Source organism: Roseomonas sp. AR75 (assembly GCF_005222815.1).
Taxonomy (GTDB): Bacteria; Pseudomonadota; Alphaproteobacteria; order Acetobacterales; family Acetobacteraceae; genus Falsiroseomonas.
This window is the reverse complement of sequence record NZ_STGB01000006.1, coordinates 908,851-921,581: the sequence shown is the minus strand read 5'-3', so window position 1 is coordinate 921,581 and position 12,731 is coordinate 908,851. Positions and strand designations below refer to the sequence as shown.

Sequence of the window (12,731 nt, the reverse complement as noted above, 5' to 3'; positions counted from 1 at the left end):
CGATGGCTGTCCTCAGCGTTCGGGCGCGGCGACCGGCGCCGGCATGCGTGGCGCCGCGGCCCGGCCGCAGGGCTGCGCCTTCGGCTTCGCGGTCTCGAGCAGGAATTTCTGCATGTCCCAGGCACCCGTCGGGCAGCGCTCGGCGCAGAGCCCGCAATGGAGGCAGACATCCTCGTCCTTCACCATCGCGCGCCCGGTCTTGAGACCGAGGCCGACATAGAGGTCCTGCGACGGATTGTTGGCGGGCGCGCGTAGCCGCATGCGCAGCTCGCTCTCCTCGCCATCCTCCACGAAGCTGATGCAGTCGGTCGGGCAGATATCCATGCAGGCATCGCATTCGATGCAGAGCTTCGGGGTGAAGACCGTCTGCACGTCGCAGTTCAGGCAGCGCTCGGCTTCCTTGAAGGCGAGTTCCGGCGTGAAGCCGAGCTCCACCTCGGTGCGGATGTCCTTCAGCGCGATCTCGGCCTCCCGCATGGGTACCTTGAAGCGGAGATCGATGGAGACGTCGTTGTCGTAGCTCCATTCATGGATGCCCATCTTCTGGCTGATGAGCGAGGTCTCGGGCGGCGGGCGGTTCTGGATGTCCTCGCCGCGGCAGAACAGGTCGATGGACACCGCGGCCTCGTGGCCATGCGCGACGGCCCAGATGATGTTCTTCGGGCCGAAGGCGGCGTCGCCGCCAAAGAAGACGTTCGGGATGGTGGATTGGTGCGTCCTCGGGTCGAGCTTCGGCAGGCCCCAGCGATCGAATTCCAGCCCGATGTCGCGCTCGATCCAGGGGAAGGCGTTCTCCTGCCCGATCGCCACCAGCACGTCGTCGCAGGGGATGTGCAGGTCGGGCTCGCCGGTGGGCAGAAGCTGGCGGCGGCCTGTCGCGTCGCGCTGCGCGGCCACCTTCTCGAACAGCACGCCGGTCAGGCGGCCATCGGCATGGGTGAATTCTTTGGGCACGAGGTAGTTGAGGATCGGGATGCCTTCATGCATCGCGTCCTCCTTCTCCCACGGGCTCGCCTTCATCTCCTCGAAGCCGGAGCGCACCACCACCGTCACGTCTTGCCCGCCGAGGCGGCGGGCGGAGCGGCAGCAATCCATCGCCGTGTTGCCGCCGCCGAGCACGACCACGCGGCGACCAACGGACTTGATGTGGCCGAATGAGACGGAGTTGAGCCAATCGATGCCGATATGGATGTTGGCCGCCGCCTCCTCGCGGCCGGGAACGCTGAGGTCGCGGCCGCGCGGCGCGCCGGTGCCGACGAAGACCGCATCGTAGCCTTCCGCCAGCACCGCCTTGAGGCTGTCGACGCGCTCGCCCAGACGCGCGCGTACGCCGAGGTTCAGCACATAGCCGACCTCCTCGTCGATCACCTCCTCGGGCAGGCGGAAGCGCGGGATCTGGGTGCGGATGAAGCCGCCGGCCTTGGCATCGCCGTCGAACACGGTGACATCGTAGCCGAGCGGGGCGAGGTCGCGGGCCACCGTCAGCGAGGCCGGGCCGGCGCCGATGCAGGCGATGCGCTTGCCGTTGAGTTGCGCGGCGGGTCTCGGCATGCGGCCCGTCACGTCATCCTTGTTGTCGGCCGCGACGCGCTTCAGGCGGCAGATCGCGACCGGCTCCTCCTCGACGCGGCCGCGGCGGCAGGCGGGCTCGCAGGGGCGGTCGCAGGTGCGGCCGAGGATGCCGGGGAAGACGTTCGACCACCAGTTCACCATATAGGCGTCGGTGTAGCGGCCCGCGGCGATCAGCCGGATGTATTCGGGAACCGGCGTATGCGCCGGACACGCGTGCTGGCAATCCACGACCTTGTGGAAATGCTCGGGAGACCTGGCCTGCGTGACCTTCACGCCGTTCCTCCTCACGCCTGTGCCGGGACGCGGTGCGCCCCAAGGTCGTCACAGGCGAAGGTCCGGCCACCACGACATGCGTGGCGGGAAGGCGTGCCACGCGAAGCGCATCGCAAGCGCTACGAGGGGATCCTCCCCAGGATCCTACTGCACTGCACAACCGGCATTCTTGGCGCACCGCAGCAAACCTGCGACGCGCGTAACAGGTTGAGGATGGCGCAGGCGACGCGCGCTGCCTAGACCCTTTCCGGCGGGTCAGCGAACCCAGCCGGCAGCGTCCATCGCGGCGACGAGAGCGGCCTCGTCGTCCCGCACCAGGCGATGGTCGCGCTTCAGGACCACGCCATCCACCAGCACGTCGCGCACGCTGCGCGGCGAGGCGGAATAGAGGATGTTCGCAGCCAGGTCGTGCGCCGGCGCCATCTCCAGCCGGTCGCGGTCCAGCACGATCAGGTCGGCGCGCTTGCCGGGCTCCACGCTGCCGACAAGGTGATCGAGACCGAGCACGCGCGCGCCCTCGATCGTGAGCATGCGCAGCATGGTGCGGACCGGCAGCGCGGTGGGGTCGCCGGCATTCATCTTGCCGACCAGCGCGGCGAGTCGCGCTTCCCAGAACATGTCCATGCTGTTGTCGGAGGCGGTCCAGTCCGTGCCGAGGCCCACCGGCACGCAGCCAGCATAGCGGTGCAGCGGAATGGTGCGTGCCTCGATCTTCAGGTTGCTGGCGGGGCAATGGGCGATGGCGGTGCCGTCCGCGCACCAGCCCTCCATCTCCGACTCGTCGAGGTAGATGCAATGCGCGGCGACCACGCGCGGGCCTGTCAGCCCGGCCTTGCGCAGGCAGGCGAGCGCGCCCGCATGGCCGCGCGCGCGCACCGCCGCGACTTCCGGCGCGGATTGCGCGACATGCAGCACGACGCGCGCGTCGCTGGCTTGCGCGCGCGCCGCGCAGGCGCGCAGCAGGTCGTCGGAACACGAATCCAGCGCATGCGGTGCGATGGCGGCCGTCACGCGCGACCGCGCGGGATCGGTGCCCCAGTGGTCCAGCAGCGCATCCGTCTCGCGCCAGGCGTCCTCGGCCCGCCGGTCGGTGAGGGTGCTGCCGACCACCGCGCGCAAGCCGCTCGCCTCGATCACCGGCGCCAGGCGGTCCATGCCGGCCAGGCGGTCCGCGATGCAGGTGACGCCATTGGCCAGGAACTCCGCGCAGGCGGCGCGGAGCGACAGGGCGTAGTCCTTCGGGCCGAAGCGCTCCTCGCCCGGCACCTTGTAGGCGCCGGCCCAGAAGTCGCGCGGCAGGTCCTCGGCCAGGCCGCGGAACAGGGCGGTCGCTGCGTGGGTGTGCACATTCACCAGGCCGGGCATGACCACGCCGCGGCGGCAATCCAGCGTTTCGTCGCCGGGGCTCGCCAGGCCGGGGCCGATGGCCGCGATCGTCCCGGCCTCGATGCGGATGTCCACCCCGCGGAGCACCCGGTCCTCGGCATCCACGGTGAGCACCGTCCCGCCCTGCAGCACCAGCGCCATGCGCCTCTCCCACCCTCGCCCGGGCGAGCGGACCGCCGGTGCGGTCCGTGGTCAAGCGTTCGCAAAATGCGCACGCCAGCACCACAATTCTGCACTTCTGCGAACGCCCCGCCCATGCTTGCATGCATGGCCGGACTCCGCCGGGGGGTGGGGCCGAGCACGAACAGGCGAGAGGGAGCCGAGGGATGGCGATCGGGCGCAGGACCTTGCTGAAGGCATCGGCGGCGGCGCCGGCCGGTGCAATGGTGGGGGTGGAGGCCTCCGCGCAGGGGCGCACGGTGGTGAACCTGCAGCTCGGCTGGCTGCTCTCGGGCAACCAGATCGGCGAGGTCTGCGCCAAGCAGCTCGGCTACTACGAGCAGGAAGGGCTGGAGCTGCGCTTCCAGGCCGGCGGGCCGAGCATCGACGGAGTGGCGATCGTCGCTTCCGGCCGGTTCGAGGTGGGGCAGGTCTCCTCCTCGCCATCGCTGATGCTGGCGTCCAGCCAGGGCATCCCGATCCGCTGCTTCGCGGCCGGCGCGCAGGAGCATCCCTTCAGCTACATCTCCCGCGCGTCGAAGCCCGTGCGGGAGCCGCGCGACCTGATCGGCAAGAAGGTCGGCACGCAGAGCACGGCGGTGATCCTGCTGCGCGCGATGCTCGCCAAGCACAACATCGCCGAGAATCAGGTGCAGGTCATCCCGATGGGCGCGGACATGTCGCCGCTGCTGACCGGGCAGGTGGATGTGGTGACGGGCTGGCTGACCAACACCACGGCGATGCGGGTGATCCCCGACCCGGTGGTGATGCGGCTGTGGGATACGGGCGTGCGGCTTTATGCCCTGCCGTACTATGCCACCCAGCAGACCATCGAACGGCGCGCCGATGTGCTGGCGAAGTTCCTGCGTGCCTCGGGCCGCGGCTGGGCCTTCGCGAACCAGAACCGCGACCAGGCGGCGGAGATGCTGGTGAAGGAGTTCACCAACCTGAAGCTGGCCGATGAGCGCGAGGCGCTGGACGTCATGCTGCAATACGCCTTCAGCCCGAAGACCGCGGCGGAGGGCTGGGGCACGATGGACCCCAAGGTCTGGCAGGACCAGATCGACCTCTATGCGCAGCTCGGCCAGTTCCGCGGTGCCGCGCCGAAGCTGGACGACGTGATGACGATGAACATCCTGCGGATGACGGCGGACGCACGACCGAAGATCGGGTGATGACGGCCGCTGTCGACTGCCGCAATGTGACGGTGCGGTTCGTTACGGACCGCCGCACCGTGACCGCGCTGCACGACGTCTCCTTCGACGTGGAGCCGGGCGGCTTCCTCTCGCTGCTCGGTCCCTCCGGCTGCGGAAAATCCACGCTGCTGCGCGTGGTGGCGGACCTGGTCGCGCCGTCCTCGGGCACGACCACCGTATTCGGCACGACGCCTGCGGAAGCGCGCGCGGCCCGGGCGCTGGGCTTCGTCTTCCAGGACGCGGCGCTGCTGCCTTGGCGCACGGCAATCCAGAATGTGGAGCTGCCGCTGGAAGTCGGCGGCGCAAGGTCCCTGCCGCCGGGGGCGCCGACGCCGAAGGAGTTGCTGAAGCTCGTCGGCCTGGAAGGCTGGGAGAACAGCTTTCCGCATGAGCTCTCCGGCGGCATGCGCCAGCGCGTTTCCATCGCGCGTGCGCTGCTTGGCGGCCCGCGCCTGCTGCTGATGGACGAGCCTTTCGGCGCGCTCGACGAGATCACCCGGGACCGCCTGAACGAGGAGCTGCGCCGCATCTGGGCGGAGACGGGCACCACCATCCTGTTCGTCACGCATTCCGTCTATGAAGCGGTGTTCGTCGGCGAGCAGGTGCTTGTGCTGGCGGCCAATCCGGGCCGTGTCGCGGCGCGTGTCGCGGTGGACCTGCCGCGCGACCGCGACCTGACGATCCGCGAGACACCGGAGTTCATCCGCATTGTCGCGGGCCTCCGTGACGCCATGGGACGCCGCGCCGCATGAGCACGACCACCGCGGACCTCTCCGCCGACCCCGGCCTGCGCGCGGCCGAGGAAGCGCATCACAGGAAGATGCGCCGCCTGGCCTGGCGCAGGCGCCTGCTGCCGGTGGCGGGAATCGGCGGCTTCATCGGCCTCTGGGCCTTCATCGTGTGGTTCTGGGAGGTGCCCCGCTTCGTCGCGCCGTCACCGCAGCTTGTCCTGGCGACGCTGTTCGAGCGGTGGGACGTGCTGCTGGCGAACCTGGTCCCGACCGCGATCGAGGCTTTCGCGGGCTTCACCTTGGGCAATCTGGCGGCCATCGCCGTCGCCACCGTCTTCGTTCACCGCAAGACCGCAGAAGAAGCCTTCTTCCCCGTCGTGGTGCTGATCAACACCATCCCTGTCGTCGCGAAGGCGCCGATCCTGGTGCTGCTGATGGGCAACGGCATGGAGCCCAAGATCGCCATCGCGGCGCTGATCTGCTTCTTCCCCACGCTGGTGAACATGGTGCGCGGGCTGGAATCGGTGAACCCACAGGCGATGGAGCTGATGCGCGTGCTCTCCGCCAGCGAGCGCGAGATCTTCTTCAAGCTCAGGCTTCGCAACGCCCTGCCATATCTCTTTTCGGCCTTGAAGATCGCCGCCTCCACGGCCGTGATCGGCGCCATCGTCGGCGAGTGGATCGGCTCCACCTACGGCATCGGCGCGCTGATCATCCAGTCCATGTACAATTTCGACAGCCCGATGCTCTACGCGACCGTGATCGTCGGCAGCGCCTTCTCGGTGCTGTTCTTCGCCGTGATCGTCGCGGCCGAGCGCTACTTCATCCGCTGGCAGCCTGCCAACAACGCCTGAGGAAACGCCCATGACCGAACGCATCACCGAGGCGGCCGGCCAGGCCCCCGTCGTCGCGCGCAGCGATGTCGTCGTCGTCGGCGGCGGGCCCGCCGGATTCGCCGCCGCCGTCGCCGCGCGGCGCGAAGGCGCGAGCGTCACGCTGCTGGAGCGCTACCCCTATCTCGGCGGTCTCGCTGCGGGCGGGATGGTGCTGGTGCTGGACGACATGCACAACGGCAACGAGATCACCACCACCGGCCTGTGCATGGAGATGATCGAGCGCATGGCGCGCATCGACGCCTGCGTTTTCCCGCCGGAAGCCGAGCGCAACGCCACGCTCGAGATGCACATGAAGTGGGCGAGCTGGGGCCTGTTCGACTTCCGCGCCGGCGGCAAGGTCCAGCCCATCGTGATGGCCGCCGCCTTCGACCCCGATGGCTGGAAGCGCGTCTCCAACGAGATGATCGCTGAGGCCGGCGTGGATGTGCGGCTGAATTCCTGGTTCTCCCGCGCGGTGATGGAGGGCGACCGCATCACCGGCGTGATCTGCGAGACGAAGGAAGGCCGCCAGGCCATCATGGGCGGCGTGGTGGTGGACGCCACCGGCGACCTGGATGTGGCGGTCGCCGCCGGCAGCCCGCATGTGCATGGCAGCTACATGCTGACCACGGTCTTCCGCCTCGGCGGCGTGGACACCGACACCGCCGAGCGTTTTCGTTGGGAAGAGCCGCAGCGCTTCGCGGAACTGGACAAGCAAGCGAAAAAAATAATCGGCGGGTCGTGGGATCGGTGGTGGCTGAAGACGCCGCTGCCGGGCGTGGTGTGGTGCAACTGCCCGCACATGGTGGGCCTGGACGGCATCTCGGTCGCCGACACGACCAAGGCGGATTTCGAGGGCCGCAGGCGCATCTATGCGATGGTGGACTTCATCCGCGCCAACATGCCGGGCTTCGCCAACTGCTTCGTCGTGGATGTCGCGCCACAGCTTGGCATCCGGCAGACGCGGCTGCTGATCGGCGACTACGTGGTCACCAAGGACGACGTGATGGACCGCGTCTGGTTCCCGGACACGGTGGCGCGCGGCCGCGACTACTACACGCCCTATCGCTCCATGCTGCCGAAGGGGATCGAAGGGCTGGTCGTCGCCGGCCGGCACTATTCGGCAACGGAATCGGCGCAGAAGAATTCCCGGGAGATCCCACCCTGCATGGCGATGGGGCAATCGGCCGGCATCGCGGCGGCGCTGGCCGCGCGCCGCGGGGTCTCGCTGCGCGCCGTGCCGGTCAAGGACATCTGCGCCCGCGTGCGCGCCCAGGGCGGCGATCCGGGCGACATCCCATCGGCCAATGCGAAGCTGCTGGAGCGCGCCGCATGACCACTCCGCTGCCTCTGGAAGGCATCCGCGTCATCGACTTCACCCAGGTGATGATGGGGCCGGTGGCGACGCAGATGCTCGCCGACTACGGCGCCGACGTGATCAAGATCGAGCGGCCGCAAGGCGATCTCTCCCGCACGGCCTTCCCCGATCCCGCCGGGCTGCTCGGGCCGGTCTTCTGCTCGCTCAACCGCAACAAGCGCAGCGTGGTGCTGGACCTGCGGAAGGAGGAGGAGCGGCAGGTCGTGCTGGACCTGGCCCGCACCTCCGATGTCGTGGTGAACAATTTCCGCGCCGGCGTGATGGAGCGGCTGGGTTTCGGCTGGGAGGACCTGTCGAAGATCAACCCGCGCATCATCTACGCCGTCGGCACCGGCTATGGCCTGGAAGGCCCCTATGCGTACAAGGGCGGGCAGGACGTGCTGGCCCAGGCGATGAGCGGCGTCATGCATCGCCGCTCCAATGCCGACCAGCCGCTGACGGTCCACGCCACCACCTTCGCCGACTACTCCGCGGGGATGCACCTTGTGCAGGGCGTGCTGCTCGCGATCCTGCAGCGCCAGAAGACCGGCCGCGGCCAACGCATCGCCGTCTCGCTGCTGGATTCGATGCTGGCCGCGCAGACGCAGGAGGGCGCGGCCTATCTGATGCGCGGCAAGGAGGTGAACTGGGGTGCCATGCCGCTGTCCGGCGTCTTTCCGACATCAGACGGCGCGCTGGTCATGGTGGGTGCCTTCAAGGCCGACCCGCTTGGCTCGATCTCCTCGGCGCTCGGCGTCGAGCATCTCGGCAAGGACCCGCGCTTCGCGGATTTCGCCGCACAGGTCGCCAACAAGCCGGCGCTCCAGAACATCTTCCGCGAGCGCTTCGCTTCCAACACCACCGCCTACTGGCTGGCGCGGCTGGAAGCCGAGGACCTGCTCTGCGCGCCGGTGCGCAGCCTGGCCGAGGCGCTGGAGGACGAGCAGGCGGTCATCAACGAGATGATCCTGGAAGGCCCCGGCGAGATCGAGCCGATGCGCCTGGTCGGCTCGCCGATCAAGATGACCGACGCGCCCGTCACCCTGCGAATCGCCCCGCCAAGCCTGGGTCGTCACACCGACGAGGTGAAGGCGGAACTGACGAAGCAGATGGCGGCCGAATGAGCGTTCTCTTCGAAGTCAGGGACCACGTCGCCCGCGTCACGCTGAACCGGCCCGAGGCGATGAACGCCGTGGACCGCAAGACTGAAGCGGAGCTGCAGCGCATCTGGACCGAGATCGAGGGCGACCGCGACATCCGCGCCGTGGTGCTGACGGGCGCCGGTGAGCGCGCCTTCTGCGCCGGCGCCGATGTGAAGGATTCCGGCAACGTCACCGGCCTGGAATACTGGGCCGCGCCTCGCCCCGGCGGCTTCGGCGGCATCGCGTTGCGCACCACGCTGGACGTGCCCGTGATTGCGCGCGTCAACGGCCATGCGCTTGGCGGCGGGTTCGAGATGGTGCTGGGCTGCGACCTGATCGTCGCCGCCGAGACTGCCACCATGGGCCTGCCGGAACCACGGCTCGGACGCCTGCCGCTGGATGGCGGCATGGCGCTGCTGCAGCGGCAGATCCCGTATCGCATGGCGCTCGGCATGATGCTGACCGGCCGCCGCATCACGGCCGCGGAGGCGCTGGCCTACCACCTCGTGAACGAGGTGGTGCCGTACGACGAGATCGACGCCGCGGTGGATCGTTGGCTTGAGCAGATTTTGCTCTGCGCGCCGCTTTCCGTCCGCGCCATCAAGCAATGCGTGCGGCGCACCGCGCATCTCTCCGCGCAGGAAGCCCAGGCGGCGCGGCTGCCGGCGCTGATCGAGGCGCTGCAGTCGAAGGACCAGGACGAGGGCGTCGCGGCCTTCGTGGAGAAGCGCAAGCCCGTCTGGCGCGGCGCGTGATGATGGTCGCGACCCCACCCCGACCCTCCCCCGCAATGCGGGGGAGGGAGCAGTAGGGCATCGGCACTCTTGCACGCCGCCGCGCTGGCCTATTTCCGGGAGACGGCGCGGCTCGGCTCGATCCGGCGCGCCGCGGCCAGCCTGAACGTAGCGGCCAGCGCGCTCAACCGGCAGATCCTGAAGCTCGAGGACCAGCTCGGCACCAGGCTCTTCGACCGGCTGCATGGCGGGATGCGCCTGACCGCGGCGGGCGAGCTGCTGCTGCGCCACGTCACCGCGACGCTACACGATTTCGACGCGGTGCGCGCGCAGATCGACGATCTCCGCGGGGCACGGTCCGGTCATGTCAGCATCGTCGCCATCGACAGCCTGCTGGTGGATTTCCTGCCTCGTGCGCTGGACCGTTTCCGCGCGAAATTCCCCGCTGTGTCCTACGCGCTGGATGCGGTGGCGCCAGCCGATGTGCCGGAACTCGTCGCGGATGGCGCGGCCGATCTCGGCTTTGCCTTCGTCGCGCGCAATACCCGCGCCGTGCATTTCGCGGCGGAACTGCCGGCCCCGATCGGCGTGGTCATGCCCTCCGACCACCCGCTCGCGAACCGGCGCGCCATCGCCTTCCAGGATGCCGCAGCCTTCCCATTCCTGGCGCAGGCCGGCCCCTTGCCGCGATCGGCCGATATCGACCCCGACTTCGCGCGCTTTCGCGCCGGGCTGAAGCCACGCCTGGTGTCGAACTCCATCCAGGCACTGAAGGTCGCGCTGCGGCTGAACATGGGGATCGCCTTCTTCACGCGGCTCGGCTTCCTCGATGAGATCGCCAGGGGCGAGATGGTGTGGAGGCCCTTCGAGAATGCCGCGATCAACGAATTGCGCATCGGGCTTCTGGTCGCCGAAGGCCGTACTCCGACAGCGCCGGCGCGACAGCTGACGCGGTTGCTGATGGAGGATCTGGCACGCCTTCGTGATCCGTAACGACGGTGCTTTACACGCGGCGCGTGCAGGCGGATGCTCCCGTCCCGTGCGCTTCCGGCTGCATCGTCATTGCCTGTCCTACGCGGATGGGCTGCAGGTCTTCACCGCCTCCTCCGGACCGGTTGCGGGGCTCGACGCGCTGTACCTGCATGCCGCATGGTCGGGTGGCGAAGGCTGGGGCGAGGCGCGCGCCAACATCGCCTATGCCAGCGGCGTTCCGGCCGATCGCGTGCCGGCACTCGTCGCGGAAGCCCTCGCACCGCTGCTGGGCGCGCACGAACCCGATCACGCGCTGACGCTTCTGGACGCCAGCCGGGCGCATCCGATCGCACGCAACCTGGTGGAATGCGCGCTTCTGGACGGCATCGCACGCAGTCGCGGCCTCTCCGTTGCCGCGCTGATCGGCGACGGCGGGGAGCGCGGACCGCCTCCGCCCATCGCCTCGAACCAGTGCATCTTCGCAGGCACGCCGCTGGTTGACGCCGTGGCGCGCGCCGCGCGCTACGTGACCGAAGGATTCACGGCCATCAAGGTGCGGCTTGGCGTCGAATCGCCGCGGGACGAGGCGATCCGCGTGCAGGAGATCCGTCGCGCCATCGGCGAGGATGTGCAACTCGCGGTTGACGCCAACGGCACCTGGAGCGTGGAGGAGAGCGTCGCGCGGCTGTCGCTGCTGGACGGGCTTGCGCTGGAGTATGTCGAGCAGCCGACGCCGCCCGGCGACTGGGCCGCCTTTGCCGCGGTACGGTCCCGCACGGGCCTGCCCGTGATGGCGGATGAGGGGTTGAAGACCGCGGCGGATGTGGAGGCGCTGATGCGCCTCGGCCCGCCTTTCCTTGCGCATGTGAAGCTGCCGAAGGCGGGCGGACCGCGCGCGCTGCTCGCGCAGGCACAGGCCTTGCAGGAAGCGGGCATTGCGGTGATGGTCGGGCAGATGAACGAGGGCGCCCTGGCGACAGCAGCGACAGTGCAGGCGGCGACGGCGGTTCGGCCGCGCCATGCGGAGCTGTACGGCGCCTATGGCATCGTGGACGACCCCGCACGCGGGCTCCGCTACCACCGCGGCGCTGCCTGCCTTACCCATGCGCGCGGCATGGGCGTGGTGCTGGACGCGAAGGCCCTTCCCGCGCCGATCTGGACGATGGGGAGCTGAGCCGGATGGGCCTGGACGCCGGGCGCCTGGTGGAACGCGTGATGATGCTCTGCGCCGCGGACACGCAGAATCCCCCCGGCAACGAATCCCGCGCCACGGAGCCGCTCGCCGCGGAGTTTCGCGCGCTTGGCTTCGAGGTGCGACTGGACGAGCTGTTCCCCGGCCGTCCCAACCTGGTCGCCACGCTGGCGAATGGCGGCGGGCCGCGCTTCGCCTTCAACACGCATTGCGACGTCGTGCAGGCGGGCGAAGGGTGGACCACGCCGCCCTTCGCGCCGACGCTCCGCGACGGCAAGCTCTTCGCGCGCGGCGCCTGCGATGCGAAGGGCAGCCTGGCAGCGATGGTGGAGGCCTGCGCCGCCCTGGCAGCGGACCGACATGCCTGGTCCGGCACCCTGATCGCCGCCTTCGTCGCGGATGAGGAGGTGGCGAGCGCCGGCGCGCGGGCCTTCGCCGCCAGCCGGCCGGCGCTGGACCTTGCCGTGGTGGGCGAGCCGACCAACAACGCCGTCTTCACCGCGCACAAGGGCAGCCTGCGGCCCGTGGTGCGCGTGAAGGGCCGCACCGCGCATAGCGGCACGCCGCATCTCGGCCGCAACGCCATCCTCGACGCCGCGCGGCTGCTGCTGCGGATCGAGGCGTTGGCTGCCGACATCGCCGCGCGCCCGGGCCACGACCTGCTCGGCAGCGCCAGCCTGACCGTCACGCGCGCCAGCGCGGGACTGGCCGACAACATCGTGCCCGACGCCTGCGACCTGCTGCTGGACCGTCGCCTGCTGCCCGGCGAGACGGAAGATGCTGCCGTCGCGGAGATCGAGGCGCTGTTCGCCGCCGCAGGGGTCGAGGCCGAGATCGTCGCGCGCAAGCCGACCACCGGCGGGCCAGTCGCCACGCCCGCCGATCATCGGCTGGTGCAGGCCGCGCTCGAGATCGCGCGGCGCCACGGTGCGCAAGCCGATGTGCCGCGCGGCTTCCCCGGCGCCTGCGACCTGGTGCACATGGCCGCCGCGGGCGCCGCCGGGATCATCCTCGGCCCGGGGTCGCTGGCCGTGGCGCATCAGCCGGACGAGCATGTGCCGCTTGACGAGTTGCACGCGGCGGCGGCGATCTATCGCGACATCGCGCTGGCCATGATGCCGGCGTGAATCCGCCAGGAGAGA

The 12,731-nt window shown here is 69.6% G+C and carries 11 protein-coding genes; 9 read left to right on the top strand and 2 right to left on the bottom strand.

Annotated elements, in window-relative coordinates:
• Nucleotides 1-12: 12 nt before the first annotated feature.
• Together E4T13_RS28835 and E4T13_RS28830 are read right to left on the bottom strand one after the other, a co-directional pair.
• Complete coding sequence (locus tag E4T13_RS28835; protein WP_137181782.1) at nt 13-1,845, bottom strand: FAD-dependent oxidoreductase; 1,833 nt, start codon at nt 1,843-1,845, stop codon at nt 13-15.
• Between the two features lie 255 nt (nt 1,846-2,100).
• Nucleotides 2,101-3,372, bottom strand: a complete 1,272-nt coding sequence (locus E4T13_RS28830; protein ID WP_137181781.1) for an amidohydrolase family protein — start codon at nt 3,370-3,372, stop codon at nt 2,101-2,103.
• A gap of 185 nt (nt 3,373-3,557) precedes the next feature.
• Between E4T13_RS28830 and E4T13_RS28825 the strand changes: the two genes are divergently transcribed.
• The 9 genes from E4T13_RS28825 (at nt 3,558) to E4T13_RS28785 (ending at nt 12,716) form a co-directional block, all read left to right on the top strand.
• Complete coding sequence (locus tag E4T13_RS28825) at nt 3,558-4,565, top strand: ABC transporter substrate-binding protein (RefSeq protein ID WP_137181780.1); 1,008 nt, start codon at nt 3,558-3,560, stop codon at nt 4,563-4,565.
• Complete coding sequence (locus E4T13_RS28820) at nt 4,565-5,338, top strand: ABC transporter ATP-binding protein (RefSeq protein WP_137181779.1); 774 nt, start codon at nt 4,565-4,567, stop codon at nt 5,336-5,338. Before E4T13_RS28825 ends, E4T13_RS28820 begins: the two co-directional genes overlap by 1 nt.
• Complete coding sequence (locus E4T13_RS28815; protein WP_137181778.1) at nt 5,335-6,171, top strand: ABC transporter permease; 837 nt, start codon at nt 5,335-5,337, stop codon at nt 6,169-6,171. The genes E4T13_RS28820 and E4T13_RS28815 overlap by 4 nt, the downstream gene beginning before the upstream one ends.
• 10 nt (nt 6,172-6,181) lie before the next feature.
• Nucleotides 6,182-7,528 (top strand): FAD-dependent oxidoreductase, encoded by a 1,347-nt coding sequence (locus tag E4T13_RS28810; RefSeq protein WP_137181777.1) that lies wholly within the window; start codon nt 6,182-6,184, stop codon nt 7,526-7,528.
• Nucleotides 7,525-8,673 (top strand): CaiB/BaiF CoA-transferase family protein, encoded by a 1,149-nt coding sequence (locus E4T13_RS28805; protein ID WP_137181776.1) that lies wholly within the window; start codon nt 7,525-7,527, stop codon nt 8,671-8,673. The genes E4T13_RS28810 and E4T13_RS28805 overlap by 4 nt, the downstream gene beginning before the upstream one ends.
• Nucleotides 8,670-9,446 (top strand): enoyl-CoA hydratase-related protein, encoded by a 777-nt coding sequence (locus E4T13_RS28800; protein ID WP_137181775.1) that lies wholly within the window; start codon nt 8,670-8,672, stop codon nt 9,444-9,446. The genes E4T13_RS28805 and E4T13_RS28800 overlap by 4 nt, the downstream gene beginning before the upstream one ends.
• A 69-nt stretch (nt 9,447-9,515) precedes the next feature.
• Entirely contained in the window at nt 9,516-10,418 is a 903-nt protein-coding gene (locus E4T13_RS28795) for a LysR family transcriptional regulator (protein ID WP_137181774.1), read from the top strand.
• Nucleotides 10,419-10,464: 46 nt separating this feature from the next.
• The gene (locus E4T13_RS28790) at nt 10,465-11,571 is read left to right on the top strand and encodes a mandelate racemase/muconate lactonizing enzyme family protein (protein ID WP_170985312.1); all 1,107 of its coding nucleotides are present in this window, start codon (nt 10,465-10,467) and stop codon (nt 11,569-11,571) included.
• Between the two features lie 5 nt (nt 11,572-11,576).
• Nucleotides 11,577-12,716 carry a M20 family metallopeptidase gene (locus E4T13_RS28785; protein ID WP_137181772.1) on the top strand — a complete coding sequence of 380 codons (1,140 nt, stop codon included), beginning with the start codon at nt 11,577-11,579 and terminating at the stop codon, nt 12,714-12,716.
• The last annotated feature ends 15 nt before the right edge of the window (nt 12,717-12,731 follow it).

What these genes read in the sequence shown, in the direction of transcription:
- E4T13_RS28825 (WP_137181780.1), top strand. Translation starts at nt 3,558, where the DNA reads ATGGCGATCGGGCGCAGGACCTTGCTGAAGGCATCGGCGGCGGCGCCG.
- E4T13_RS28810 (WP_137181777.1), top strand. Translation starts at nt 6,182, where the DNA reads ATGACCGAACGCATCACCGAGGCGGCCGGCCAGGCCCCCGTCGTCGCG.
- E4T13_RS28815 (WP_137181778.1), top strand. Translation starts at nt 5,335, where the DNA reads ATGAGCACGACCACCGCGGACCTCTCCGCCGACCCCGGCCTGCGCGCG.
- E4T13_RS28830 (WP_137181781.1), bottom strand. Translation starts at nt 3,372, where the DNA reads ATGGCGCTGGTGCTGCAGGGCGGGACGGTGCTCACCGTGGATGCCGAG.
- E4T13_RS28785 (WP_137181772.1), top strand. Translation starts at nt 11,577, where the DNA reads ATGGGCCTGGACGCCGGGCGCCTGGTGGAACGCGTGATGATGCTCTGC.
- E4T13_RS28800 (WP_137181775.1), top strand. Translation starts at nt 8,670, where the DNA reads ATGAGCGTTCTCTTCGAAGTCAGGGACCACGTCGCCCGCGTCACGCTG.
- E4T13_RS28805 (WP_137181776.1), top strand. Translation starts at nt 7,525, where the DNA reads ATGACCACTCCGCTGCCTCTGGAAGGCATCCGCGTCATCGACTTCACC.
- E4T13_RS28820 (WP_137181779.1), top strand. Translation starts at nt 4,565, where the DNA reads ATGACGGCCGCTGTCGACTGCCGCAATGTGACGGTGCGGTTCGTTACG.